Genomic DNA, 26,793 nt, shown 5'->3' with positions numbered 1-26,793 from the left:
TGTTTCATAATGGGTATGAAAAAATTAATTTTAGCAGGTGCTTTAGGGATCGCAGCATTATCAGGAACGAATTTACCAGGATTAGAACTGTCAAAAGCGAGTGCGGCTTCTATTGAGTCGAATTTCTCGACGTTAGAAGGGCGAGTAGTAGAAGTGGATAATGGTGTGATTATCGTTAAATCTAAGCAATACGAAGAACCTGTTAGTGTTTATATTGATTCACGTTCAAATGTGAAAGTAGGGGATGAAGTAAAAGCTACTGGATCTATGATGCGTAATTTTACAGAATATATGGTTGCAACTGCAGTTGAAAATACAACAAACAAGTTAGGCATGCACATGAAAGAAGATGGCTCACCTGATTATGTAATTGGAGAAGTATCAAAAGTAGGAACGATGGAAGATGAGGGGGACGTTTCTACTAAATATGTCGTAGTTGAGTATCCATCGCTAAACGGGAAGAAAGTTATTATTGATGTTTTCTTAACAAAGGGACAAGTATTCAATACGGGTGAGAAAGTAAAAATTGATATGAAGTATGTGGGCTGGGGCGGAAGTTCTATTAACTGGAACACAACGGATCATATCGAAAAGGTTTATGAGGTAAAGAGCAACGTTGAAAATAATGATGATGTTTGGATTTGGTCTTAATTAGACTTCTGTAAATAACAAATGTATCATGCAGTACCCATCAAATGATCATGTGTATGATAATTTGATGGGTACCTTTTGTTTATTTTATATTCGGGATTAAGGTACATCATTGGATCTATAATAATTTTAAAAATGCGGGTATACAGTTGAGTTGGATAAAAATATACAGACAAGTGTTTTAGCGTACTGCTTATGCATTAATTTTATTCAAAATTGCGACTCTATTCGTCGTAAATAATAGATAATTTTGTTTTACTGTTTTGATTAAAATCCGATCTGTTGTAGCGTATGCTGTTCCAATTCGGATTACGTTTTTTTCTTCTACACCAGCATAGGTTTCATCTTCTGTAACTTCAATAATTTCACTTAATGGAATTTGAACCTTAGCTAGTTGCCATGAAATAATTAATTCTTTATCTGTTTTTTTGACATCGATACCTAGCATGTTATCAAAACCTTTCTGTATTAAAATGTCACTTTCTATTTTATTATACAGATTTAAAGATTTTATTTCTATTATAAAATTTGATTTTTCATTTTTTTCGTAAAGTATCGTACTACGAACAAAAAGGAGGGTGTCTACTGGTACCTGCAATTTTTCTGCAACGAAGACGATCTTTTTTTTTTTGTGAATTTTTGAGAATAAGGGATTTTCGATTAGAATATGATGTTTAAATCGGAGCGAGTTTAAAAAATACAATAATGAAAGAGGTGTTTAAGGGTGGAGCGAGATGAGGTTTATTTACGAGCTAAAAAAAGGATGGAGAATTTAAAAGCGTTTTACATTCATTTAACGGTCTATATACTAGTTAATTTGATGCTTTTTTTTATAAATATAAGCTCTGATTCAAGTAAATTATGGTTTTTATATCCACTTGGAGGTTGGGGAATCGGTATCGTTATACACGGTTTGACAACTTTTCCAATTGGGATATTCGGAAAAGAGTGGGAAGAACGAAAGATTAAAGAATATATGGAGAAAGATAAGTAAATTTATTTCTGGAGTGTATGAATATAAAATCTCATATAAATCTCTGTGATCAAATGCTTGATGCGAAGTCTATTCTATAGCTTCGCCTATTTGTTTTGTATTCGAAGTTTGTGCGAGTGAGAGTGTTCATATACATTTTTTAGCGTGAATTGTATGTGAAATCAAAACTTTATTTGTAGTACATAATAAATACAGTTATTTTACTTTTTTAATTACATACGGATTTAGGGGGAATTTGTTTGTCATCCTATATTAAAATAAAAACAAACCACTGTTCGATTTGAATATTCCACGATATAATGGTGAGAGTTTATGGCAGAATAAATATTTACATAAGAAGTGAGGTACTGTATGAAAAAAAGAACGACAGACATTATTTTTATTATTATTGGTGCATTTCTTTTTGCGTTAGGTGTGAATTTGTTTGTTATCCCGAACGAGTTTGGTGAGGGTGGAGTAACGGGTATCACGATTATTACCTACTATTTATTTGAATGGTCACCAGGCTTAGTTAACTTAATTCTAAACGCGTTTTTGTTAATAGCTGGCTATAAATTTTTGAATAAGATAACAACAATTTATACGATCATTGCTGTAGTTACTAACTCGCTATTTCTTCATTTGACAGAGGGCTGGTATATTACTTCGGATGAAATGCTGGTAAATGCCATTTTCGGAGGAATATTTATAGGATGCGGGATTGGTCTAATTATTCGTGTTGGCGGAACAACAGCAGGTACTACCATTTTAGCGAGGATGACACATAAGTATTTAGGTTGGAGCATTAGCTATGGTCTACTGTTCTTCGATTTAATCGTTGCGTTTTCATCTTATTTCATCATTGGTGCAGAAAAACTGATGCTGACAATTATTATGCTATACGTAGGAACGAAAGTGATGGAATTTGTAATTGAAGGTTTAAATCCGAAAAAGGCTATTACGATTATTTCTGATAACCCGAATGAAATTGCTCAAAAGGTGACTACTTTAATGGGCAGAGGGGTTACTGTGTATTCAGGTCATGGCTATTACACAAAAACTCCGAAGGAAATTCTTTATATTGTTATTAATAAGCAAGAAGTAGTGAAGCTAAAGCGGATTGTTCAAACTACGGATCCGGCTGCGTTCATCGCTATACACGATGTTCGTGATGTGTTTGGAGAAGGATTTGTTGATATTTCTAAGGCTTAATAAGAGTTAGAATTAGTTTTTAAAAAGGCAGAAAATGAGCAATATTTTTTATTGAAATAATCTTAATGTGAAAATATGAGAATCTATTTTGATCACTTAATTATCAAGACCTAAATTTTAAAAAAACAAATAAATTCAAGGACATTATATATTTTATATGACTAATATGTAATGTCCTTTCTTATTCTACAATGATACCCGTTTGTTGACGATTAATTTTCATTATGCTTTTTGTGCCGAGTCCAATGCTTTTTTTAATTCGTCCGGTTTTTGAGTGCCGATTACCACTGTGTTATATTTCAACTTTAACTCTATACCTTTCTTTCCATTCATGTTATAGGCCGTTTCACCCTTAAGGTTAAAACGAATTCCCCATCCTCCGAATCTTTTTAGTGGACTGTAAGTAATGCTTTCATAGTGACATATATTTTTGAAAAGGTACTGTTTATATTGAAAATGAAAAGGAACAAAACGAACATAAAGACCTTTTTCACGGACTTCTATAATCAGTTTCAATACCCCAAGCATTAATACAGGAAAGGCAATCCCAAAAAACAACCACAAAGCAATTAACACACCATTGGGAGCTGGTTTATCTCCAAACGGGGTATCAAGGATAATTTGTTGAATGAATCCATACCACATCAGTGCTGCGATCCCAAATATGAGTATCCATACCCAAATTTGTTGTGGTCGCTGAACCTCACGAAAGATAATACGTTCTTGTTGTTTCATTAATAATTGTCACCTCCTAAATGATTTATTACAGGGAATCCTTTTTGATCCAGTAATATGTATCCTTTGTTGTTATTCTCTATGAGAACCTCTTGTACTCTCATAGCACTTTACCCCTAAAAAAATTAACGCTCAGTCTAAAGACCTCACAACGCTTTCCGTTATGAGATACGTTAGCTACCTAAATTATACAAACTTTTCTGAATTCAGTATACATATAGAGTTTTATTTTTATTATCTGTATAAGTAATCTAATGTTTATAAGAAAAGAGGATATATACTCATATATTGAACGTAATATCCTCTTCTTAGTTTAGTCTATTTAAAATCTATTTCAAAATGGATTCTTTTTATTTATCGTAAAATATTGGCTTGTAGGTATTATTTATGAACCTTTATTCCAAAGCTACATTATCATACGATCTGTTGTACTGTATTGCGGTTCTAATGCGTAGTATCTTTGATAACCTCAATAATTTCACTTAATGGATTTTAAAATTTAGCTCATTGCCATGAAAAAATTAATGCTGTAATTGTTTTTCTTTTTCTTGCAAAAAATCCAATTGTTTCTTAATGTAAGAATGTAGAAGGATGAACAAGAGAGGGTTTAATGAAGATGATACATATTTTATTAGCTGATGATGACAAGCATATTAGAGAGTTATTACATTACCATTTACAAAAAGAGGGGTTTAAAGTTTTTGAGGCTGAAGATGGAAAGGTAGCGCAAGGTGTATTAGAGGAAGAAAATATTCATCTTGCAATCGTAGACATTATGATGCCGTTTGTTGATGGTTATACGTTATGTGAAGAAATCCGGAAGTATCATGATATTCCTGTTATTTTATTAACGGCGAAAGATCAGTTAGTGGATAAAGAAAAAGGATTCATTTCTGGTACGGACGATTATATTGTAAAACCATTTGAACCGGCTGAAGTAATTTTTCGTATGAAAGCTTTATTACGTCGTTATCAAATGCTGAGTGCTGACATTATAACACTACACGGAACGACAATTGATCGAAAAGGTGTCGAAGTAAAGTGTAACGGTCAAACGATTTTGCTTCCTTTAAAGGAATTTGAATTATTATCACAGCTTGCTAGTTATCCCGGAAGAACATTTTCAAGAGAAGAATTAATTGAGCTAGTATGGGGAATGGATTTTGAAGGGGACGAGCGAACGGTTGACGTTCATGTGAAGAGACTACGAGATCGTTTCTCAAAACGAACAGACGATTTTCAAATTACGACAGTGCGCGGACTCGGTTATAAGTTGGAGTTGAAATAAGATGAAATCATTGTATTCTAGATTTGTTTTTATGACGGTCGGGATTATGCTACTTAGTAGTATTATCGGTTTTTTATTAACAAATGTGTACTATCAAGTGAAGTTAAAACCTTACAATAGTGAAAAGATTTTAATGTATGCTGAGGAAGTAAAATCATTATATGAAAAGCAAAGTGAAGAAAATAAAGAGGCATACTTACAGTCTATTGCGAAATTAGGATATGAAATTTATATTGTAGATGACCAAAAGAATGGAAAGCGTATCGGGAATGCGTTTCGTAAGATAACAATTAGTGATGCTACAGTTCATAAAGTACTGCAAGGTGAAACGTATAATGGTGTTTCCACCTATCCAACCCGCTTGTTTATTACAGGATTTTTCGATAATGAATTAATTAATAGTGTCGGTGTCCCGTTAAAACATGGTGATAAACAGTACGCTTTATTTATTCGTCCTGACATTCAGCAACAGTTTGGCGAGATGAGAATTTTCTTAGCGGTATTACTTGGGTTTATCGTTTTATTAAGTATTATTTTTATAGCGATTGCAGCAGGTTATATCGTTCGTCCTATTCGAACATTTACGAAAGCGACTCAAAAGATTGCAAGTGGTGAATATGATATCGAATTAGATGAAAATCGAAAAGATGAAATCGGTACGCTAGCAACTAATTTTCAAAAGATGACAAAGAGTATAAAAGAATTAGATCAAATGAGACAAGAGTTCGTTTCTAACGTTTCTCATGAATTTCAATCGCCACTTTCTTCTATACAAGGCTTTTCGAAAACATTACAGTCAGAGAGTATGAGTGAAGAGGAAAGAAAACATTACTTGAAAATTATTGAGGGCGAAAGTAAGCGAATGTCTAGTTTATGTAAACAGTTACTTACGCTCGCTTCATTAGATAAAGAGGAGAAGGTTTTGCGAATAAAAGAATTCCATCTACAAAAGCAAATTAAGGACGTCATTTTTATGCTCGAATGGAAATGGCGTGAGAAAGATATAGCTGTTGAATTTGATGTGCCAGACATCGTCATAAAAGGTGATGAAAACTTACTTCATCAAGTATGGAGTAATATTTTTACGAATAGCATTAAGTTTTCAAACGATGGTGGGACAATTGAATTTGTTGTAGAAGAATTAGAATCTAGCGTTATGATCTCTATATCAGACAGCGGAATCGGCATGGAAAAAGAAGAAATGGATCGTATATTTGATCGTTTTTACAAAGTGGATACAGCAAGGGCAAGAAACGTAGAAGGTAGCGGTTTAGGGTTATCGATTGTGCAGAAAATCGTTGAACTCCATAACGGAAACGTTTCGGTATATAGTACGAAAGGGGAAGGGACGACTGTTCGCGTTGAACTTCCGAAATAACTGTAAGGGAAGAGGTTGTTTTGGAACAGCCTCTTCTTTTTGTTGATTGGTCGATATATTTTCACTTACGTGTAAAGTGAAAAAGAGTTGTTTGAAAAATGCGAGTCATTCTATTCCACAATTGGGTCAGTTTGTGGAATAAAATTAGCAGGAAGTTTATTTGAAAATGTAGAATCCCTACAGAGTTATAAGGATTTTATTGAAACTTTAACTATTTAGGGAGGAGATTAATTTGAAACGAATTGACTTGTTTTTAAACGTACTAGATTCAACATTCGATAAAGAGAGTTGGTATGCACCGTTTAAACATGCTATAGAAGGACTTACAGCCGAACAGGCTATCTGGAAACCACCTGGAGAGGGAATGAAAACCATTTGGGAGAACGTTAATCATCTCATTTATTACAAAGAGAGACTTGCTGCAAACTTGGAAGGCCGTGAATGGACACATAATCTCGACGGTGATGAAACCTTTTATCTTACCAATCAATCTAATGGTGATAAGGAATGGAAGAAAGTCGTTGAACGTTCTGAAAATGCTCAACGTAATTTAAGACAGGTGTTGAGTGCAATTTCCGAAAAAGAGCTTGAACAAAATTCACTTGAGGGTAAATTACTAGACATCATGCTTCATGATGCTTATCATACAGGCCAAATTATTCAATTAAGGAAAATGCAGGGGGCATGGCCATCAAATCGTTGACTGAGCGTTCTAGTTATTCCATTAAAGGCGTTATTGTTGAATAAAACTTAGATTTTTAAACGACTTTATTGTTTTATTTTTAGTGTAGTGAAGTATCTTACATACAAAATTAAGCAACTATATTTTTACCCCAGTCCTAAATTTAGAACGGGGGTATGCTTGTTTGAGCTTTTAAAATTAAATAACTTTATTATCTCTACACATTACGGATTAGATAATACTTTATTTTTACTATAAAGCCGCACCTTTCCCATGTTCTTCCTTAAACCGAACCCCAAAAGTATCCGCTGTAATTTCATCAGCTTTCGGCAGTGAACGTAATTTCGGATGAAGTAGCCATACGAGAGAAATAAATAAAATCCCGATACTAGCGAGCGCAAAAATGAGTTGGCTACTAAATACATTTGCAGTATATCCGCCAATTAAAGAGCCGAACGGCATAGCAATTGTGCCCATACTTCGCATGACTGAATTGATGCGTCCAAGATATTGATTTGGAATAGCCATTTGACTGATCGTCGCAAATAATATGTTGGTAGCACCAATTGGAATCCAAGCTAAGCCGAATAAGAAAATAGACAGCCATTGAAACGGTACAATCGTAGAGAGAAACCAAAAGACAGCGCCAGCTGCAAAGCTAATAATGGAGACACGGCCAACATTACGTTTGCCAACCCATGAACTGAATAGTGCTCCGATTAAACTGCCGGCTGATATAGCGGCTAAAAAGAAGCCATATAATTTCACGCCACCTAAAGAATCAGCGAAAGAAGGAAGTATCGCCATCGTCATACCAATTGAAAAATTAGCGACAACTGAACCGATTAAGAAGACGCCCATTAATGAACGAAAGACGATTGAAAAGCCTTCTTTTAATTCAGAGAAATATTGTTTAGTGGAAAGCGATGTATTGGCTTCTGCTTGTTTCGGCATTTTTAATGAAAAGAACAAAAGGGCAGTAATCGCGAATGTAAAGGAGTCAATTACATATAAAGTGATTGCGCCAAGTAGTGCTACTAATATTCCAGAAAGAGTCGTGCAAATTAAATCAATGCCTTGATATGCAAATGAAAAGAGTGAGTTTCCTTTTAATAATTGTGTTTTATGCAGTAGAAGTGGTAAAGCTTTTGATTGTGCGGGATAGGCGAATTGTTCGATAAAGGCTACGATGGGCATAATGATGAGTAGTAGTTGAACTGTTAATAGATCGAAGTAGTGTGTAATAGGAATGATTAATATAAGAATGCATTGCAGAACTTGTGTGATGACGAGGGTGTTTTTGATTGACCATCTATCAACGAATGGACCAGTAAGAAATTGTAATGCAGAAGGTAATAATGTAAGGAAACCAGCCAATCCAGAATAAAAAGGATTACCACTAAGTTCATATACGAGCCACATCGCTGCTACATAATACAAACTATCTCCTATGTTTGTAAAAATTCTCCCTAAAAATAATAAGAGGAAATTCCGGTTTTTTAATACGTCCATTTAATCTACTCCTTTATGAAAAAATTATTCGGTAAAATAAAATTGACCGTTGGTGTAAAAAAATCGTATTACGATTTTTTTGTAAATGAAATTATATCGACGTAAATCAGGATATATCGAACACAACTTTGATTATATCGACGTTTCGACATGAGATATCGACTTGCCGACAAACATCGACAAGTTTATTTTTCTTCTTTTTTAACAAATCGCCGCATTGCTCGCTCATCGATTTGCAGTGCAGTAGTAGAAATGTAATAAGCTTTACTATTTGGATCCTTATCCGCATCTTTTGTGAGCTCGTTTAATTCAGCCATCACTTCATAAAACTTTTTCACCCACACTTGAAATTGTTCTGGCGTGGCATCAAACTCCCAGCAGGATGAAACGTAATTCCATTCAGCTGGGTCTTCGCTTACTTTTCGTAATGTAAAAGCTTCTTCTGGTGCAGCGAGAATATGGCTTTTCGTTCTTTCCGTCATTTGTAAAAAGATTTGGCGACCTGATTCGCTTAATATTTCTAAATGAGGTAATAGGTCTGCGGCAGGTGTGAAGCCTTTAGCGACAGATTGATAAAACTTTTGAACGATGCCATTCTTTTCTTCTGTATAAACGATCTCTATAAAACCATTCTTCTCTAATTCTTTTAAATGATAATGAATTTTCGCCCTTGAAATGCCGAATTTCTCAGATAGTAGTTGTCCTGTATAAGGACGTTCGCATAGACGCATCATCATTTCGACACGTAGTGGATCGCTCATTGCTTTTAGTTGGCTATAAGTAGTTAGTGTTAACATGGGCTTCAAAATGATCAACTCCTCAAATTAAATTACTCGGTCAAGATTATTTGACTGAATTGTATCAAGGATTTTAGTTATTTTCAATACTTTCTGAAAATTCAATTTCCGTTCTGTAATCTTCTGTTCATATTCCGTTCATATTTCTTTTTTATGATAAGTGCATAGAAAGTAATAGGAAGGAGCGAGCGAAATGTTTTTAGCTCTGCGTGAATTAAAACAATCAAAATTAAGATATGGATTAATCGGACTTATTATGGTGTTATTATCATTTTTAGTCCTTGTAATTTCAGGATTAGCAAATGGATTATCATATGATAATGCTTCATCGATTCAAAATATGGAGGCAAATAAATTTGTACTAGCGGATGATGCGGAAAATAAATTACTTCGTTCACAAATTAAGCAAGATGATGTAGATAACGTAGTAAATCAAGTAGGCGAGAAAGAGGCCGTTCCGTTTCGTGTAAAAAATTCAACTTATGAAAAGAAAGGTAGTTCGAAAAAAGTTGATGTCGCTATTTTCTCAAGTGAACGCGATTCATTTTTAGAACCGAAAATTGTCGAAGGTGAGAAGTTAGGTACAGCAAACAACGAAATGGTTGCTGATGAATCAATTAAAGAAAAAGGAATCGATATTGGGGATACAATTATTGATCCTGTTTCAAAGAAAGAATTTAAAATCGTTGGATTTACGAAAAATCAAATGTTTAGCCATACACCAGTCGTTTATGTAAATGAAGACGTATGGGGCGCTATTTCACAACCAAACCAAAAAGATTATAGTGCAATTGCACTTAATACAGATAAAGACATTAAAAATGCACATGTTATCGACAAAAAAGAAGTATTACAAAGTATTCCAGGATTTAAAGAAGAGCAAGGAACATTAACGATGATCATTGCGTTCTTACTTGTTATCGCTGCGTTACTAATTGGTGTATTCTTCTACGTAATTACATTACAAAAAACACAGCAATTAGGTGTATTAAAAGCAATCGGTACGAAAAATTCTTATTTAGCAAATAGCTTAGTCGTACAGGCGTTATTCTTATCAGTTGTGGCGATGATAATCAGTATTGTTCTTGTACAAGGATTAGAACAAATTTTACCAGCAGGTATGCCGTTCTTATTAACAACACCGATGATTGCACAATATGCAGCAATCTTTATCGTAATTAGTATTTTAGGAACACTTATTTCGTTATATCAAGTATTAAAAGTTGATGCATTAGAAGCAATTGGAGGCGGGATGTAATGACTTCATTATTAAAATTAGACAATGTAAGTAAAGTGTACGGAGAAGGGAATACTGAAGTAACAGCCCTTCATCCGATATCGCTTGATGTGAAAGCTGGAGAGTTTATCGGAATCGTTGGTCCTTCTGGATCAGGGAAAAGTACGTTATTATCAATCGCGGGTGCTTTACTATCACCGTCAAAAGGGGATATTTACATTCGTGAGAAAAATATTACGAAGTTATCAGAAAAGGAAATGACAGACATTCGTTTGAAAAAAATTGGCTTCATTTTCCAGTTCGCAAATCTTGTTCCATATTTAAATGTAAAAGAACAATTGCTTTACATTGCAAAGCTAAAAAAATACAACAAACAAGAATCTGAAAAACGTGCTGATCACTTATTAGCGGCATTTGGATTAGGCGAAAGAAAAACTCATTATCCAAATCAACTATCTGGTGGGGAAAAACAAAGGGTAGCAATCGCTCGTGCTTTCATGAACAATCCAGATTTAATATTAGCTGATGAACCAACTGCAAGCTTAGACTCAAAACGCGCACGTGAAGTAGTTGAAATGATGAAACGTGAAGTGAAAGAAAGTCAAAAAGCAGCAATTATGATTACACATGATGAAAGAATGCTTGATGTATGTGATCGTATATTGACGCTTAGAGATGGGCAGTTAATACAAAATTAAACAATGAAAAAGGACAACAGTACATATAAACGCTGTTGTCCTTTTTATTAATAATTTAAGATAGTTATAATAGCATTATTTTGAGAATAACGTTTTAATTTTATTGCGAGAAAGTAATAAAACGCCGCCTAAGACAGATAACATTCCGAGTGGAACGTTACTTGATTGCTCACTACCAGCGTTAGGAAGTTCTCTAGCATTATCTTTTGCAGGAACAGTAGCAGTAGTGTTATTATCCACTTTCGTTTGTTTAGGTTGTGATACTTCATTAATCTTGTTATCTACATTTTGCTTTGTTGTATGTATCTCAGCTAATTTGTCATCAATTTTTTTCTCAGTATGTTTAAAATCGTTTATTTTAATATCTAAGTCTTGTTTTTTCTTTGTTAAATCGTCTGAAACAGTTTGTTTCGCTTGTTTGATTTCGTTTATTTTATTTAGTAAATCTTGTCTAGCTTCTTGTAATTCAGCTAGTTTGTTTTTTATATCTTGTTTAGCTAGTTCTAAGTTAGATGAAAGACTATCTAAATTTTGTTTGATTTTCTTAAGTTCCTCTAACGTGTTACCGGTATTCGGCTTATTTTCTTTAATTTCAGCAAGTTTGTCCTCAGCAGTTTGTTTCGCTTTCTTTAACTCAGCTAATGTTTCATCTACATGTTTTTTAACTTCCTTAAGTTCATTAACCTTTGCATCGATATTTTCTTTATGCTGCTTAATTTCATTCACTTTTTCATCGACAGTTTGTTTATGCTCTTTAATCTCGTTAACCTTTTCATCAACAGTTTGCTTATGCTCTTTAATTTCAGCAACTTTTTCATCTACTTGTTTTTTATGCTCTTTAATTTCAGCGATTTTATCCTCGGCGATTTGTTTGTCTTGCTGAAGTTTTGCATCTAACTCTTGTTTCTGCTGTTTAATCTCACTAATTTTTTCATCAGCAACTTGTTTACGTTCATGTAGTTCATTCACCTTTGTATCAACATTTTCCTTAACTTGGTTAAGTTCATTCAATGTTTGATCCACGTTTTCTTTGTGCTGCTGCAATTTCGCATCTAACTCTTGTCTATGTTGCTTAATCTCAGCTAAGCGATCTCCAGTACTTTGCCCAGCAGTAGCATCATTTACTTCTGCATGAGTAGGGGTAGATCCCGCAATCATTGCTAAAGCTAGTGTAGACGCAGCGATTGTTTGTTTTGTTTTCATATTTTTGTACCTCTTTTCTTTCATATGCATGAGCTGTTTTGTGTAGACTTGAGCATATAGAAGTAGATTATTTTATTATTATATACCATGTGCGGCGCTCAGAGGAAGTATTTGCATAATAATCTATGAGTATGTAATTTTTAAATTCTATTATTTACTTTATAGAGTAGGGGAGTTGATCAGCTTTGTTTGAACGCTAATCTTGTAAAAGATGTGAAGGAGTGTGTTGTGATGTGATGTTGTCTTAACTCAAATGAACTAAAAATATTCTGTTTAGAAAGGAGGCAGCAATACTATGATTATTGAAATAGATATATCTAGAAGGAAATTTAATTTCGTTTATTCCTTTCGAGGTGAAGCATAAGGAACAATCATTTGAAGCTTTAAAAAAGCCCTGAAGTATGGAAATGTTCCTGGCGAAAAGGAGATCTAGGGCAAATGTTAATGATAGCTGTTAATAATAAAAAAGGTGGGAAACATATACCTTTTATTGTTAAGTACAGCCTTTCATAATCTATGTTAAAGTAATTGGAAAATTATTAGGAAAGTGTTATGGTTTATTTGGGAGCTGCACATTATTTATGTTCAGTAAAAAAGGGGGGGATTAAAGTGGGAGCTAAAATTTTTAACGGCAGGCATATAGCCAATAGCAAGGATAAAGAATTTGTTGTTTTTATTATTGGTATGCGTATTAACAACTTATTAAAATTTTGGAAGTGGATACCAGTTTTTAATGCTATGGGACCTATGATTAAAGAATTGTATCAAAACCCACAATGGGGTTTCTTACATACAGAATTCTTATTTAGTTGGAGAAAAGTAATTTTAATTCAATACTGGAAGGGATTCGACGAATTAGTAAACTATGCTCACGGAGAAAACCATTCATATGCTTGGAAATCATACAATAATAAGATTAAAGATAATGGGAGTGTCGGTGTTTTTCACGAAACCTATCAAATAGAAAAAGGTGCTTCTGAAGCGATCTATGTTAATATGCCAAAAACAGGTTTATCTAGAGCTACCGAACACATACCAGTATCTCAAGATACTAATACTGCTCAAAAAAGAATGAATGAATAATTTAGAATATTCGATATTTAAACTGATGAAAATCCTCTATTGATATGAAAAATGAAGTAGGAGAAAGGCACCTTAGAGTGTTTTTTCTGTATTTTCAAAAGGACCTGTTCATTAAAATAGGAATATTCTGTATGTAATTTCAATTTTCCTCTTGAAAACATACAATTTATTGAAGTGTTAAAGAGAGCTGAGAACTTGACAAAAAAACTTATTTATGCTATAATTTACCAATATGAAAATAACGTGTATAATAGGGTTCTCCTGGCCAGGGGAACCCTATTTTTGTTGTGAAAATGAAGGAGTGTATGTGCATGAAACAAGGTGAAGCAAGTGTAACGTCGTTAGTATCAGCTTTCGGGAGGGCGTATCATAGTGAGTTTGATAGTCCTAAAATCTTTGATGATTATGTAGCTAAAGATTTAATTTCACAAAAAGAGCGTAACAATATTGAAATGAACATGGTTCAAGGGATACATTTTTTCAATAAAGACATTGCAGAGCAGTTTCAAGACAATCCAAAAGAAATATTAAAATGGATTACGCAAGTTCAGTTGTCACCAACACCTTTAGCACGTGCAGCCTATTGTGAAAGAGTATTGCTACATGAGATGGTATTAGGAGCAAAGCAATACGTCATACTCGGTGCAGGCTTAGACACGTTCAGTTTTAGACACCGAGAATTAGAGAATAATATAGAAATATTTGAAGTAGATCATCCTTCTACACAGCAGTTTAAGAAGGAAAGAATAAAAGAAGCAGAACTTGAAGTTCCAAATAATCTTCATTTTGTTTCAATGGATTTCACTAAGGATTTCTCTAAACAAGAATTAATAAATGAAGGATTTGAAAATAAAAAGACTTTCTTCAGCTTGTTAGGGGTTACGTATTATTTAATGAAAGAGGAACTTTCCAGTTTAATAGAATGTTTATTCAAAATGGTTCCAGTAGGAAGTTCTATCGTTTTCGATTATCCGGATGAAAACTTATTTACAGAAAAAGGGCTGTCCAATCGAGTTGAAAAAATGGTGAAAATGGCTTCGGTAGGTGGAGAACCGATGACAGCGTGTTATTCTTATACCGAAATGGAAGTACTGTTAGAGAAGGCGGGCTTACTCATTTATGAGCACTTATCACCAGAGGATATCCATACATTATATTTTGAAGGTCGAAACGATTATTTGAAAGCTTTTGAAACGGTGCATTATATTCATGCGGTGAAGAAGTAGATAATTATTATTGTGAATTTTCAGGGGGAACAAGTGGAATTTCTTAAGAAAGAAGAGATTTTATCTTTTTATTGTATACACGAATCAGTTTACTTTAATAGTTAGATTACAATAAACTATGATATGATTAGTATTGGATTTCTTAATAAGGGGGTTTTAAAATGACGCCAGAACAAATTGTTAGAAAATTTTTTGATGAAGTACGTTCAGGGAATCATCCTGACTATGCAAATCAATTAATGGCAGAAAAAGTATTGGCACATCAAATTGTATCTGAAGAAGAACAAACAGTTTGTAGAACACCTGAAGATTATGCCGAACATGTAAGAGAGATGGTTGAAGTATATGGTAATTTTTCTTTAGAAATTCAAGAATTTTTAGTACAAGGAAGTAAAGTATATGTACGTTGGAAACAAGTAGGTATGCATGTAGGAGAAATTGATGGATATCAACCTACAGGACTTCCAATAATTCAAATAGCAAGTGCAGTGTATAGAGTAGAAGATGGAAAAATTGCAGAGTATTGGATTCAAATTGATAGGTCAGGAATTCAAAACCAATTAGAGCGCAATAAAAATATTCAGTAGTTAATTTTTAAAGCTATAAGTAGGCATGGGGAGAAATCTCTGTGTCTTTTTTTTAGGAAAAACAAGGAAATTAAATGTAGTGATGGAAAATATAATTATAAATATATTGCTACATATATATGAGTACTGTTTTGTGGAAACTAAAGGAAAGGGGAAATAGAAAATGTTGAAATTACAAGGGAAATACAATGAAGCGAAAATATTTACTACTAACGTAGAAGAAACAGCAGCAGGTCAAATTATTGATCTTTGTAATCAAGAGTTCGTAAAGGATAGCAAGATTCGTATTATGCCAGATACACATGCAGGGGCAGGTTGTACGATTGGGACAACAATGACAATTCAAGATAAAATCGTTCCTAATTTAGTCGGGGTTAACTAATCGGCTCAGACTTTAAACTACTCACTCAATTGACTGGGAACCCTAACGATAAAAGGCGAGGGCAATCAGCAGCCAGTGGTTATGGTGACATAATCGAATGGTTCAGAGACTTGTATCAGGTTAGCAGACTAAGATACAGAATTATTCCTCATCCATTTTGAGTTGAAGAGGAATAATTAATACGGTGAGCCTACAGTAGAGACTGCGTATCTCGATGACTGTAGAGAAGGTATAGTCCACTCTTTCAGGAAACTGGGAGGTAAGTACGATATTGGTTGTGGCATGGAAGTTGTTATGATTAATAAGAAGAAAGAGGAAATCAACTTCGATCACTTAGACGAAACAATTCGTAAATTTGTCCCAAGTGGTTTTCGTATTCGAGATAAGGAACATAGATTTTCAAAAATAATTGATTTTGATAGTGTAAGAGCCCCGTTCACATTACAACGTGCTCAAAAGAGTATTGGTACACTTGGTGGAGGAAATCATTTCATTGTGCGCCCAAGATGGGCAGTAAATATTGCGTAAATAGGTAGCGATACCCTAAGAAAACTGGGGTAATGCCAACAACCTTATCTGGAATCGAAAGTGAACAGGGAGTGTAGCATGGTTGTAAAGGTATAAGTCAATCAGTTGGTAAGATTGCGACTGAATATCGAGGCATAAAGGATTGTATGAGGATAAAGACTGTAATGTTTGAAGTTCGAGCGTAAGCGGTGCTATGGTTCACTGTTAGGAAAGCCAACTGAAACCTAACATTAATCCTACTTTGGGATAATCGGAAAATATTCCAAAGGTGTTGTAACTGAATCCGTGAATCAGATTGCAATGGTTTTCGTTTGAGGATTAACGCAGTTACAGATGTAATGAAAGCGTGAAAGAACTATCCGACAACAATCTTCCTATATTTACTGTACTAACTGGGGATTACCTAAACGGAAACGCCAATTGGCTATGAGTATTGACTCTGAATATTCCGCAAGGTAACGGAGTTCTCGTAGTAGTCCGAGATAGGGAAAGCCTATTACATGGCGAAGGGGAACAGTTTACAAGGATTAAAACTATATAGAAAGGAGCGAAAGGCTCTTGCAAAATTCTGAAATAGTTTTAATCAATCTATCAAAACAGGCGAAGAAAAAAGATTTCTATTTCGATAGATTATACAGGATACTATATAACCCACAAATGTATATCAAGGCTTACTCCAACATTTACAAAAATGATGGAAGTTCTACAAGTGGGATTGATGGTGAAACTGCTGATGGATTCAATGAATTACGAATCAATAAGATCCTTGATTCTCTAAAAGATGAGAGTTACCAACCCAAACCTGCAAAAAGGGTATACATTCCGAAGAAAAATGATAAGAAACGACCTTTAGGGATACCATCTTTCATGGACAGGGTTGTTCAAGAAATTTGTAGAATGGTGTTAGAGGCTATTTATGAACCGAATTTCTCTGATCACTCTCATGGATTTCGACCAAATAAAAGTTGCCATACTGCTCTGATGGAGATTTCAAGACTTTATACAGGAGTAAATTGGTTTGTTGAGGGAGATATTAAAGGTTTCTTTGATAATATCGATCACAACGTACTCATTAACCTTTTGCGTAAAACCATTAAAGATGAAAAATTCATCAGATTAATGTGGAAATTTCTTCGAGCAGGTTATGTTGAAGACTTCAAATTCAAAAAGACTTATAGTGGAACACCTCAAGGGGGCATTATAAGTCCAATTCTTGCGAATATTTATCTGAATGAACTTGATAAATATGTTGTTGATGAATTAAAGAAGGACTATGACAAAGGTGACAGAAAGAAAGACCAAAAGCGAAATCCAGTATACCGAAATCTTGAATTTAAAGCAGGAAACCTAAAAAAGAAAATCAACCACTGCGAAATCGAAACAGAAAGACAGAAATTACTTCAGGAATATAAGTTGATTAAACAAGAAATGTCTAATACTAGATATATTATTGATTCAACTGAATTTAAGCGTATCAAATACGTTAGATATGCCGATGACTTTATCATTGGTATTAATGGAAGTAAGGAAGACTGTCAGAAGATTAAGCAGAAAATAAAAGATTTTCTTGAGACCCAACTAAAGTTAGAACTTTCAGATGAAAAGACGCTAATCACTCACAGTAGTAAGTATGCGAAGTTTCTAAGTTACAATATCTGCGTAGGTAACAATGATAAAACCTATAAGAACTCGAAAGGTATAGCAATCAGAAATGCAAGAAGAAACATTCGTCTAATGATGCCAAAGGAAACATTAAGAAATTTTATATCTGAAAATAAACTAGTTGAGGACATTAACGCAAAAGTTTGGAAACCGATTCATAGAAATCAGTATTTAAGACTTAGCGACCTTGAAATTGTAAATATCTACAATGCTGAAATTCGAGGTATGTATAATTACTTTCGACTAGCAGAAAATGTCACCCACAAAATGTGGCAGTTAAGATATGTAATGGAATATAGTTGTTTGAAAACCTTGGCTGGAAAACACCAATCGAGTGTTCACAAAATGATTAATAAACTTAGAAATGGGAAACATTGGGGGATTAAATACAACACCAAAAAAGGTGAATCTTTCTGTTATTTTTATAACAAAGGTTTCGTCAGAGATAAGACGATTAGGAAGGATGACCCTAATGTTATTCCAAATACGCAGATGTTTAGTTTATCTACTACTGAATTAGAGAGAAGAATTAGTGCTAGAAAATGTGAATGGTGTGGAAAAGAAGATGTACCATTTGAGATTCATCATGTTCATAGATTAAAAGACCTAAAAGGAAAAGAACTATGGGAGAAAATGATGATTGCTCGAAATAGAAAGACCTTAGTGCTGTGCCATGATTGTCATAACAACATTGCACACCCTCAGGGATAGATATTTGTAAATGGAAAGCCGTATACACAGAGATGTGTACGTACGGTTTGGGAGGAGGCTATTGAAAACCTACTGTGGAAACACAGAAAGGCGTCAGTAGCCCACCTCACGAATTGAATGAGGATGATAAAGGGAATGTATACATTGTCATTCATAGTGGTTCTCGTAATTTAGGTAAACAAGTAGCGGAGTATTATCAAAACCTTGCTTACGAGCAACTTATTAATGTTAAATCTATTAAAGAAGAAATCATTGAGCGTCTCACAAGAGAAGGTAGACAACAAGAAATACATGAAGCTATACGAGGGATTAAGAAGCCGGCAATTCATAAAGAGTTAGCTTATTTAGAAGGTCAAGGATTTAAAGACTATATGAATGATATGAAGATTGCTCAAAAATATGCGGAGTTAAATCGTAAAGCAATGATGGATGAAATCGTCACTAGAATGGATTGGAAAGTAATAGATCAATTCACTACAATTCATAACTACATCGATATGGAAAATATGATTTTACGAAAAGGTGCTATTTCAGCTCAGAAAGATGAACGAGTAATCATTCCAATTAACATGAGAGACGGTTCAATCATTGCATTGGGTAAAGGAAATGCAGATTGGAACTTTTCTGGACCGCATGGAGCGGGGCGCATTATGAGTCGTAAGAAGGCTAAAGAAGTACTTAACTTAGAGGATTTTCAAAATACAATGACAGCAGTTTGGACTACATCTGTTGCAGAAAGCACTTTAGATGAAGCTCCAATGGTATATAAGCCAATGAATGAAATTGTTGAGAATACAAAAGAAACAATTGATATCAAACATATTATTAAGCCGATTTACAATTTTAAGGCTAATTAAAAGATGAGTAACGTGTATTGTAATGAAATATAGTATTGGAAAGTGGTCAGTATATTACTATTGGGAGTAGAGTAGGAGGATTATGAAAAATAATGTAAATGTTTATATAGGGGTAGCAGCGGCTATAAACATTTTTATCCTTTCTATAGTTTTCCTTTATTTTAATCCTTACAGTAATCAAATGCTTGATAAGGAAGTATATATTACTGTATTTTTCATGTTTTTGCTTCCGTCTTTTTTAGCAGTTATTGCAGTGCTTGTTAGGAAAAAGATTTTGATGATCCTTTGTGGAGGTTGGTTATTACCTGGGACACTTTACTTTAGTGTAGTTTCAATGCCGGCGTTATGGAATTTATATATTATATTTTTAATGATTTATTTTATATCTATCGTTTGGATGAAAAAGAGAAATGCTTGAAGAGAGTAGTTCTCTTTTTATTTGGCTCTTTTTGTATAGATTGTTGCTATTTTGACCATCCTTCTGAGAGGTAATAAAATTCTCTTTCAGGAGGGATTTTAGTATGTGGAAAGACGTTTATGCCAATTTTTCAGATTTGCCAAAACATGAGCAAATCAAGCTGTTTAATCTATTAACAGAAGATTTTTTTTTCTAACGATGAAGAGAATATGAAGGATGCTTTTACCACCATTAGGGAAATGCGTTTTAAAGAAGGGTTAGGTTGTGTCCATTGCGGTAGTGTCAAGGTAAAGCGGAACGGCAAGTATAGAGATAGACAGCGTTATCTCTGTCGTGACTGTGGAAAGTCTTTCAATGACTTATCTAATACCCCTATTTCAGGGACACGTTATCTTGGAAAATGGTCGAAATATTTTCAAATGATGGTCGAAGGTTATTCCCTCCGTTCGATGGGGTTTCAAATGTTGAACGGGATTATCGAGAGCGATGAGACCTTTTTTAAAGAGTCTTTAAAAGGGCGTAGGGGTTTAGATAGAAAGTCCAAGAAACGCGGAGGAAGAGACAAAAAGAGAGGGATTAGCAATCTTAAAATTGCCGTTGTGGTGGCTCAGGACCGTAATGGACAAGTTATCGCCCAAAAAGCTGGAACTGGTCGTGTGAGAGCTGAAGAAATTGATGCGGTTATCGGATGCTACATTGACCCTTCTTCGTTGCTATGCACAGACACAGCAACGAACTACAAGAAATTTGCTCTAATTAAAGCTCTGAAACACGAACCTATTAATCTAAGCAAAGAAGGATATGTAAAAAAGGGCATCTACCATCTCCAAAACGTCAACAACTATCACAAGCGATTAAAAGGATGGATGAATAGGTTTCAAGGAGTAGCAACCAAATACTTGGACAATTACCTTTATTGGTTCAACTTTCTTCAACAAAGCAAAAAATTGGCGGAAAAAGAACAGATAAATCAAATGCTACTTAGTGCCTGTCAAAATTCTAATCAAATCACTGTGAATTTTCTGCGTGAAGTATAAAAAACAGCCATTCCTTAGTGAAACGGCTGTTTTCGTAATTCAATAAAAGCTCCCAGATTGCGGTAGATATTTTTAAATATTATTTTGTTTTTTTTGACTTGATTATAATAAAAGATGGACTTCGCGATTCGTTTATTAAATCTGGCATTTTCTCTATCCCTGCCAAAGTTGATTGTGGTTCGATTATTTTATCCAGCGAAAGCCCGTGTTCAATCAAAGTATTTATTAATGTGGCAACAGTTCTATGATAAATAACCACACTATCGTCAACAAACCAGTTGTGTACTCTGATTCCTTCTTCTTGATAATTATCTAATGCCCAGTGTGATGTATTACCATCCTCAGTTTTTATCCAATGGTTGCTTCCTTTGCGAGCTGTTGCTATTGGGTGTTCGGTTGAAAAGATAAATTCACCACTGCTTTTTAATAGTTCATTAATCTTTTGAATCATTGCCGAGTAATCTTCAATGTAATGTATAGAGAGGGAACTTATAATCAGGTCGAACTTTTGATTGGTTAGTCCCATATCCTCCATAGGAAGACACATAAATTCTATGTTATCATCCTGATTTAACTTTTTAGCACGTTCAATCATATTTTTGGATATGTCTACACCTATTACGTTTTTTGCACCATTTTCTATACAATACTTTGAAAAATGACCATCACCGCAACCCAAGTCTAATACCGATTTTCCTTTCAAACACAGAATTAATGATTTGATTGCTGGCTGTTCTATGAAGTCATTAGCGTTTATTCCACTTTCACGCAATGCTGTGTAGTTTTTGAAGAAATTCGGATTATCGTAAATATTTTGTTTCACCTACATCACTCCTCAGATAAGGTTTTCATAGATTAAGCTGACTTCTGTTTCCAAATTATCATACTAACCATAAAAATTTTGTCATCCTTTTATTATAGTAATGGTTTTTAGGAAGATATCTCGAACTCAATACTTTCACAATCCTGCCCGTTTGCTGAATAATCTGCTGTAAATACTATACCGTATTAAGAAAATTAACCTTTATTTTAATTATAAGCAACAATCTTTACGAAAAGAGCCTTTTATTTTTTATTAAGCTATTGAAACGATAGTGAAGGGACGAGAGCGTAATGAAGCGAGAACTATCGAAATTAGCGGATGTACTAGTCAATCATTCGACTAAAGTGCAGCCTGGTGATCATGTGTTAATTCAAAGTGTTACTGAAATAGATCCCGCAGTAGTTCGTGAAATTATTAAGTCTGTGGAAAAAGCAGGGGGATATGCGCATGTATCAATGCGCGATGTTTCTGTTACAAGGCAATTAATTCTATCAGGATCTGAAGAACAATTTAAGTTATTTGCAGATTGGGAGAGTTATCGATTAAGTAAAATGCAAGTTTATATTAATCTCCGTAGTCCTAGAAATGCATATGAATTAGCAGATGTACCGGCAGAAAAAATGAAGTTATATCAAAAGATATTTGGAAAAGCACATAGTGAAGCAGTGTATAAAACGAGATGGGTGACAACTCGCATTCCGAATGCGGCTTCTGCGCAAGAAGCAAATATGAGCACGGAGGCTTATGAAAAATTTTATTATGATGTATGTACGTTAGATTACAAGAAAATGTCGAAAGCAATGGAGCCATTAAAAGAATTAATGGAAAAGACAAAACGAGTGAGGATTATTGGAGAAGGAACGGATTTGGAGTTTTCTATTGAAGGAATAGGCGTTTTAAAGGGGGATGGTACGGATAATATCCCGGATGGCGAAATATATACAGCACCTGTCAAAGATTCTGTAAATGGAGTAATAACGTTTAACACAGTATCTGTTCAACAAGGTTATGCGTTTCAAAATGTAAAGTTACATGTTAAACAGGGGGAAATAATAGAGACATATGCAAATGATACAGAGCGAATTAATCAGATTCTTGATACGGATGAGGGAGCAAGATATATTGGAGAGTTTGCGCTGGCCTTTAACCCCTACATACTACATCCGATGAATAATACGTTATTTGATGAAAAAATAAATGGTAGTTCTCACCTAGCGATTGGAGATTCGTTACAAGGTGCAGACAATGGGAATAAATCAGCAATACATTGGGATTTAGTAAACATTCAAAGGCCAGAGTATGGCGGTGGTGAAATTTGGTTTGATGATGTACTGATAAGAAAAGATGGACGTTTTATTTTGTCAGAGTTGTTCGGATTAAATGAAGAGAATTTGAAAAGGTAAAGTATTTTATTGAGATTATGTAAAATAGATTAAAACACAACGTATCAAACTAAGCGATTTATCGTGTGATTTTACACTCATTTAATATTAATAGGTAAATAGAACAATTGGTGCCAATTGTTGAATGGGTAGTGTAAAAAAGACAAAATCTCTTAAAAAACACTTAAATTTTCACTCCATCTATCTTTACAATCCCTCCTTATAATATGAATTGGACAAGCACCTAAGAGAAAGTAGAGCGTGTCAGTTTATACATTCTATTATTAGGGGGAGAAATTGTATGAAAAAGGCAGTTGCTTCATTAGCTGTTATGGCGGTATTATTACCGACATTTACAATGCATGCGGAAGAGAAAGAGCGAGTAAGAAAAACAGCTACGATGTTTAATGTTATTAGTGACATTCAAGGGGATTTAGGGGATTTTGATCACGTGTTAAAAGATATGAATAAAGTGACGCCACTTTCTAGAGCGCTTATTATGAATGGGGATATAACGCCAACTGGACAGCAGTCACAATATGATGATGTGAAGCGTGTGTTAAACAAAAATAAGCACCCGGAGAATGTATGGTCAACGGTTGGGAATCATGAGTTTTACGCTGGTAAATGGACAGCTGATGGAAAACTCTCTCAAAATACATGGCCAAATGGTGTAACGGAAGAGACATTGTTTAATCGATATTTAAAATTTAGCGGAAAAGATAAAGTATATCATAAAAAAGAGTTAGACGGTTATCCGCTTTTATTTTTAGGAACTGAAAAATATATGAAATACCACGATTCGAAAATGTGGGATGAAGTATATATGAGTGATGAGCAATTAGGATGGTTAAAACAAAATTTAGAAGAGTATAGTCAAAAAGATAAAAATAAACCAATTTTCATTTTCTCTCATCACGTTTTACCGGATACGGTATCTGGATCAAGACAAAATCCGTATTTACAAGATTATTTAAACATTGATAAATTGTACGATATATTAAAGGACTATCCGCAAGTTGTTTTCTTCACAAGTCATACGCATTGGGATTTAAACTTACCAGATTGGGCTGGTAAAAAGAAAATTGAAGGCGGAGATGAAAAAGGATTTACGGTTGTAAATACGGGCGGAATTGAAACAGGCTGGATGTCAGCTGGACCAAATGGCGGAGAGAAGAATGCTCCAGATGGATATTCATTTAAACAAGGATTACAAGTGAAAGCATATGGTAACGATGTAATCGTAACAGCTTACGATTACAAACGTGATAAGGATATAAAGAAATTATCAATAAGTGATGCGAAAATCGCACAAATGGCACCAGATGTGACGGCTGATGATAGAAATAATGTAATCGTTGGTGCAACAGAATATATGGAGTACTCTGTAGAAGGAACGAACGAGTGGAATACGTATAATCCAGGAAACCCGCCAAAATTTGATGGCGACAAAATCGTATATGTTCGTCATAAAGGAGAAATGAATTTAGAGCCGGGATTAACACAGCTTCTTCGTTTTTTGGCAAATAAGTGATTGGAGAGAGCCCATCTCAAGAAGAGTGGGCTCTTTTTTGATTGATGAGAATTGGGTTTTATATGTCGTTTCTTGTCGGTAAGTCGATATTCTATGTCGAATCGCCGATGAAAGTTAAGAATCGGTCGATAAATTTGAAAAATCGCCGATATAATTTCATTTACCGAATTTCAATACATTTTTAATCCAGAAAGGTGACTTCATCATTTTTCCATGTAATAATAGTATGGTTACATTTACTGTAAAAGAGTATAAAAGGAGCGTTTTTGATGAATTTAGCTAAATTCCCGAGAAAAAAATATACAGAATCATATACACCAATTGAAAAATTAAACAATTTTTCTGAAGCACTTGGTGGGCCGACTATTTATTTTAAACGAGATGATTTACTTGGTTTAACAGCTGGCGGTAATAAGACGAGAAAGTTAGAGTTTCTAGTTGCGGATGCACAGGCGAAAGGTGCAGATACGTTAATTACAGCTGGTGGTATTCAGTCAAATCATTGCCGTCTAACGCTTGCAGCTGCGGTAAAAGAAAAAATGAAATGTATTCTTGTGTTAGAAGAAGGGCTTGAGCCAGAAGAAAAGCCAGACTTTAACGGAAACTATTTCTTATATCATTTATTAGGCGCTGAAAACGTAATTGTTGTGCCAAACGGAACAGATCTTATGGAGGAAATGCATAAAGTAGCGAAAGAAGTAAGTGAAAAAGGAAATACACCATATGTCATTCCAGTTGGTGGATCGAACCCTACTGGCGCAATGGGATATATTGCTTGTGCGCAAGAAATTATGGCTCAGTCATTTGAGCAAGGAATTGATTTCAGTTCAGTTGTTTGCGTAAGTGGTAGCGCTGGTATGCATGCTGGTTTAATTACTGGTTTTTCCGGAACGCAAAGCAAAATTCCTGTAATCGGAATCAACGTAAGTAGAGGAAAAGCGGAGCAAGAAGAGAAAGTAGCAAAACTTGTAGATGAAACTTCAGCTCACGTTGGTATTCCAAACTCTATTTCGCATGAAGCTGTTACATGTTTTGATGAATATGTAGGACCAGGTTACGCGTTACCGACAGCGGAAATGGTAGAAGCAGTTCAGTTACTTGCGAAAACAGAAGGTATTTTACTTGATCCAGTTTATACAGGTAAAGCAGTAGCAGGACTAATTGACTTAATTAGAAAAGGTAAATTTAATAAAGAGGACAACATTTTATTCGTACATTCAGGTGGCTCACCAGCTTTATATGCGAATACGTCTCTGTTTGCGTAAGTGTGAAAAAGCATTGGGTATCCAATGCTTTTTGTTTTGAATTAATGTTGAAATTTGATACAATTTCGTGAATATGCGATGATTTTTCAACATTCAATGGTAAACAACGATATATATATGTTTATAAAGGAGATTGAACTATGACAGAATTTTGGGAAGCAAGTTTTATAGAAAATCAAATGATGTGGGGATTTGAACCTTCAGACTCCGCAATTTTAGCGAAGGACTTTTTCCTTGAAAAGAAAGTGAAGGATATATTGATTCCTGGTATTGGATACGGTAGAAATGCGAAGGTTTTTATTGATAACGGAATACATGTAACAGGTATTGAAATTTCAAAAACAGCGATTGAATTAGCGAGGGCAAATGAACTTAATGCTGATTTCTTCCATGGTTCAGTAACGGATATGCCTTTTGATAACAAACTGTATGATGGTATATTTTGTTATGCACTTATTCATTTATTAAATAAGGATGAGAGAGAGAAGTTTATTAAAGATTGTTATAGTCAGCTAAAACCAAACGGATATATGATTTTTACTACTATTTCTAAAGATGCCCCAATGTTTGGGAAGGGTAAACAACTAGGTAAAGATTACTTCGAGATAATGGAAGGGGTCAAAATGTACTTTTATGATGTTGACTCGGTAAAACAAGACTTTGGAAAATATGGACTGATGGAAACTACAGAAATTGTGGAGCCACATAAGAATATGGAGAGTAAACCTCCATTTAAATTTATAATGATCAAATGTCAAAAAACACTATAATTACAATTGTGTAAAAAATAGTGAACTGTTACTTAATAAGCCGGATGAGTAAGCTATTCACGCTTATTCATTATTCTTTAAAGGCGAAGTAAGGGAAGCAAAATGGCTTCCCTTACTTCGCTTAATTTATTTTAAAATATGTTCTAAACTTTCAATGAATCA

Annotated in this window: 25 protein-coding genes and 2 pseudogenes; 21 read left to right on the top strand and 6 right to left on the bottom strand. The window is 34.4% G+C overall.

From position 1 onward, the window contains the following. Window positions 1-9 precede the first annotated feature (9 nt). Window positions 10-651: a hypothetical protein gene (locus MHI07_RS14805; RefSeq protein WP_340824726.1), complete on the top strand. Its 642-nt coding sequence runs from the start codon at window positions 10-12 to the stop codon at window positions 649-651. A 193-nt stretch (window positions 652-844) separates the two neighbouring features. Here MHI07_RS14805 and MHI07_RS14800 read toward each other — a convergent pair whose 3' ends face one another. Beyond that, on the bottom strand, window positions 845-1,099 hold the full coding sequence (locus MHI07_RS14800) for a SunI/YnzG family protein (RefSeq protein ID WP_340824723.1): 255 nt from the start codon (window positions 1,097-1,099) through the stop codon (window positions 845-847). 276 nt (window positions 1,100-1,375) lie between these two features. Here MHI07_RS14800 and MHI07_RS14795 point away from each other — a divergent pair, with 276 nt between their 5' ends. Both MHI07_RS14795 and MHI07_RS14790 read left to right on the top strand, forming a co-directional pair. Next, window positions 1,376-1,645: a 2TM domain-containing protein gene (locus tag MHI07_RS14795; protein WP_078174921.1), complete on the top strand. Its 270-nt coding sequence runs from the start codon at window positions 1,376-1,378 to the stop codon at window positions 1,643-1,645. Window positions 1,646-1,996: 351 nt separating this feature from the next. Then, window positions 1,997-2,836: a YitT family protein gene (locus MHI07_RS14790; protein ID WP_002161166.1), complete on the top strand. Its 840-nt coding sequence runs from the start codon at window positions 1,997-1,999 to the stop codon at window positions 2,834-2,836. 222 nt (window positions 2,837-3,058) lie between these two features. On the opposite strand, the gene MHI07_RS14785 is transcribed toward MHI07_RS14790, so the two are convergent. Beyond that, window positions 3,059-3,571, bottom strand: a complete 513-nt coding sequence (locus MHI07_RS14785) for a DUF6141 family protein (protein ID WP_002033084.1) — start codon at window positions 3,569-3,571, stop codon at window positions 3,059-3,061. Between the two features lie 610 nt (window positions 3,572-4,181). On the opposite strand from MHI07_RS14785, the gene MHI07_RS14780 reads away from it, so the two are divergent. The 3 genes from MHI07_RS14780 (at window position 4,182) to MHI07_RS14770 (ending at window position 6,940) form a co-directional block, all read left to right on the top strand. Next, the gene (locus tag MHI07_RS14780) at window positions 4,182-4,859 is read left to right on the top strand and encodes a response regulator transcription factor (protein ID WP_176108039.1); all 678 of its coding nucleotides are present in this window, start codon (window positions 4,182-4,184) and stop codon (window positions 4,857-4,859) included. A 1-nt stretch (window position 4,860) separates the two neighbouring features. After that, window positions 4,861-6,237: a sensor histidine kinase gene (locus MHI07_RS14775; RefSeq protein ID WP_340824718.1), complete on the top strand. Its 1,377-nt coding sequence runs from the start codon at window positions 4,861-4,863 to the stop codon at window positions 6,235-6,237. Between the two features lie 232 nt (window positions 6,238-6,469). After that, window positions 6,470-6,940: a DinB family protein gene (locus MHI07_RS14770; protein WP_088078894.1), complete on the top strand. Its 471-nt coding sequence runs from the start codon at window positions 6,470-6,472 to the stop codon at window positions 6,938-6,940. 231 nt (window positions 6,941-7,171) lie between these two features. On the opposite strand, the gene MHI07_RS14765 is transcribed toward MHI07_RS14770, so the two are convergent. Further along, window positions 7,172-8,431, bottom strand: coding sequence for an MFS transporter (locus MHI07_RS14765; RefSeq protein WP_340824716.1), 1,260 nt, complete (start codon window positions 8,429-8,431; stop codon window positions 7,172-7,174). Between the two features lie 185 nt (window positions 8,432-8,616). Further along, window positions 8,617-9,237 (bottom strand): ArsR/SmtB family transcription factor, encoded by a 621-nt coding sequence (locus MHI07_RS14760; RefSeq protein ID WP_340824714.1) that lies wholly within the window; start codon window positions 9,235-9,237, stop codon window positions 8,617-8,619. A 184-nt stretch (window positions 9,238-9,421) separates the two neighbouring features. Between MHI07_RS14760 and MHI07_RS14755 the strand changes: the two genes are divergently transcribed. Both MHI07_RS14755 and MHI07_RS14750 read left to right on the top strand, forming a co-directional pair. Further along, complete coding sequence (locus MHI07_RS14755; RefSeq protein ID WP_002161171.1) at window positions 9,422-10,486, top strand: ABC transporter permease; 1,065 nt, start codon at window positions 9,422-9,424, stop codon at window positions 10,484-10,486. Beyond that, window positions 10,486-11,163, top strand: a complete 678-nt coding sequence (locus tag MHI07_RS14750; protein ID WP_215571818.1) for an ABC transporter ATP-binding protein — start codon at window positions 10,486-10,488, stop codon at window positions 11,161-11,163. The genes MHI07_RS14755 and MHI07_RS14750 overlap by 1 nt, the downstream gene beginning before the upstream one ends. Before the next feature lie 75 nt (window positions 11,164-11,238). Here the strand turns inward: MHI07_RS14750 and MHI07_RS14745 are convergent, their stop codons facing one another. After that, window positions 11,239-12,366 carry an LPXTG cell wall anchor domain-containing protein gene (locus MHI07_RS14745; RefSeq protein WP_131231429.1) on the bottom strand — a complete coding sequence of 376 codons (1,128 nt, stop codon included), beginning with the start codon at window positions 12,364-12,366 and terminating at the stop codon, window positions 11,239-11,241. A gap of 609 nt (window positions 12,367-12,975) precedes the next feature. On the opposite strand from MHI07_RS14745, the gene MHI07_RS14740 reads away from it, so the two are divergent. The 9 genes and pseudogenes from MHI07_RS14740 (at window position 12,976) to MHI07_RS14700 (ending at window position 20,857) form a co-directional block, all read left to right on the top strand. Next, window positions 12,976-13,449, top strand: coding sequence for a DUF4188 domain-containing protein (locus MHI07_RS14740; protein ID WP_215597867.1), 474 nt, complete (start codon window positions 12,976-12,978; stop codon window positions 13,447-13,449). Between the two features lie 311 nt (window positions 13,450-13,760). Beyond that, window positions 13,761-14,675 (top strand): class I SAM-dependent methyltransferase, encoded by a 915-nt coding sequence (locus MHI07_RS14735; RefSeq protein ID WP_340824707.1) that lies wholly within the window; start codon window positions 13,761-13,763, stop codon window positions 14,673-14,675. A 161-nt stretch (window positions 14,676-14,836) separates the two neighbouring features. Further along, on the top strand, window positions 14,837-15,262 hold the full coding sequence (locus MHI07_RS14730; RefSeq protein WP_131231435.1) for an ester cyclase: 426 nt from the start codon (window positions 14,837-14,839) through the stop codon (window positions 15,260-15,262). 163 nt (window positions 15,263-15,425) lie between these two features. Next, window positions 15,426-15,644, top strand: coding sequence for an RtcB family protein (locus MHI07_RS14725; protein ID WP_242214165.1), 219 nt, complete (start codon window positions 15,426-15,428; stop codon window positions 15,642-15,644). A 282-nt stretch (window positions 15,645-15,926) separates the two neighbouring features. After that, a pseudogene (locus MHI07_RS14720) lies at window positions 15,927-16,139 on the top strand (RtcB family protein); the annotation flags it as partial. Window positions 16,140-16,730: 591 nt separating this feature from the next. Continuing rightward, the gene (locus tag MHI07_RS14715) at window positions 16,731-18,545 is read left to right on the top strand and encodes a reverse transcriptase domain-containing protein (protein WP_340824702.1); all 1,815 of its coding nucleotides are present in this window, start codon (window positions 16,731-16,733) and stop codon (window positions 18,543-18,545) included. 74 nt (window positions 18,546-18,619) lie between these two features. Beyond that, window positions 18,620-19,402: an RtcB family protein gene (locus MHI07_RS14710; protein ID WP_340824699.1), complete on the top strand. Its 783-nt coding sequence runs from the start codon at window positions 18,620-18,622 to the stop codon at window positions 19,400-19,402. 82 nt (window positions 19,403-19,484) lie between these two features. After that, entirely contained in the window at window positions 19,485-19,820 is a 336-nt protein-coding gene (locus MHI07_RS14705; RefSeq protein WP_340824697.1) for a hypothetical protein, read from the top strand. A 103-nt stretch (window positions 19,821-19,923) separates the two neighbouring features. Next, window positions 19,924-20,857 (top strand): annotated as a pseudogene (locus MHI07_RS14700) (IS1595 family transposase). 79 nt (window positions 20,858-20,936) lie between these two features. On the opposite strand, the gene MHI07_RS14695 reads toward MHI07_RS14700, so the two are convergent. Next, entirely contained in the window at window positions 20,937-21,680 is a 744-nt protein-coding gene (locus tag MHI07_RS14695; RefSeq protein ID WP_002066207.1) for a class I SAM-dependent methyltransferase, read from the bottom strand. 290 nt (window positions 21,681-21,970) lie between these two features. On the opposite strand from MHI07_RS14695, the gene MHI07_RS14690 reads away from it, so the two are divergent. The 4 genes from MHI07_RS14690 (at window position 21,971) to MHI07_RS14675 (ending at window position 26,631) form a co-directional block, all read left to right on the top strand. Further along, window positions 21,971-23,083, top strand: a complete 1,113-nt coding sequence (locus MHI07_RS14690; RefSeq protein WP_340824694.1) for an aminopeptidase — start codon at window positions 21,971-21,973, stop codon at window positions 23,081-23,083. 280 nt (window positions 23,084-23,363) lie between these two features. After that, window positions 23,364-24,596, top strand: coding sequence for a DUF4073 domain-containing protein (locus MHI07_RS14685; protein WP_340824692.1), 1,233 nt, complete (start codon window positions 23,364-23,366; stop codon window positions 24,594-24,596). A 269-nt stretch (window positions 24,597-24,865) separates the two neighbouring features. After that, complete coding sequence (locus tag MHI07_RS14680) at window positions 24,866-25,861, top strand: D-cysteine desulfhydrase (protein ID WP_078174899.1); 996 nt, start codon at window positions 24,866-24,868, stop codon at window positions 25,859-25,861. Between the two features lie 140 nt (window positions 25,862-26,001). Next, complete coding sequence (locus MHI07_RS14675) at window positions 26,002-26,631, top strand: class I SAM-dependent methyltransferase (protein WP_088078883.1); 630 nt, start codon at window positions 26,002-26,004, stop codon at window positions 26,629-26,631. Window positions 26,632-26,793: the final 162 nt, after the last annotated feature.

Origin of the sequence: Bacillus sp. FSL H8-0545, from assembly GCF_038006105.1 — a bacterium.
GTDB classification, from domain to species: Bacteria; Bacillota; Bacilli; order Bacillales; family Bacillaceae_G; genus Bacillus_A; species Bacillus_A cereus_U.
Note: the sequence above shows the minus strand (reverse complement) of the source record. Positions and strands in the feature narration are given on the sequence as shown.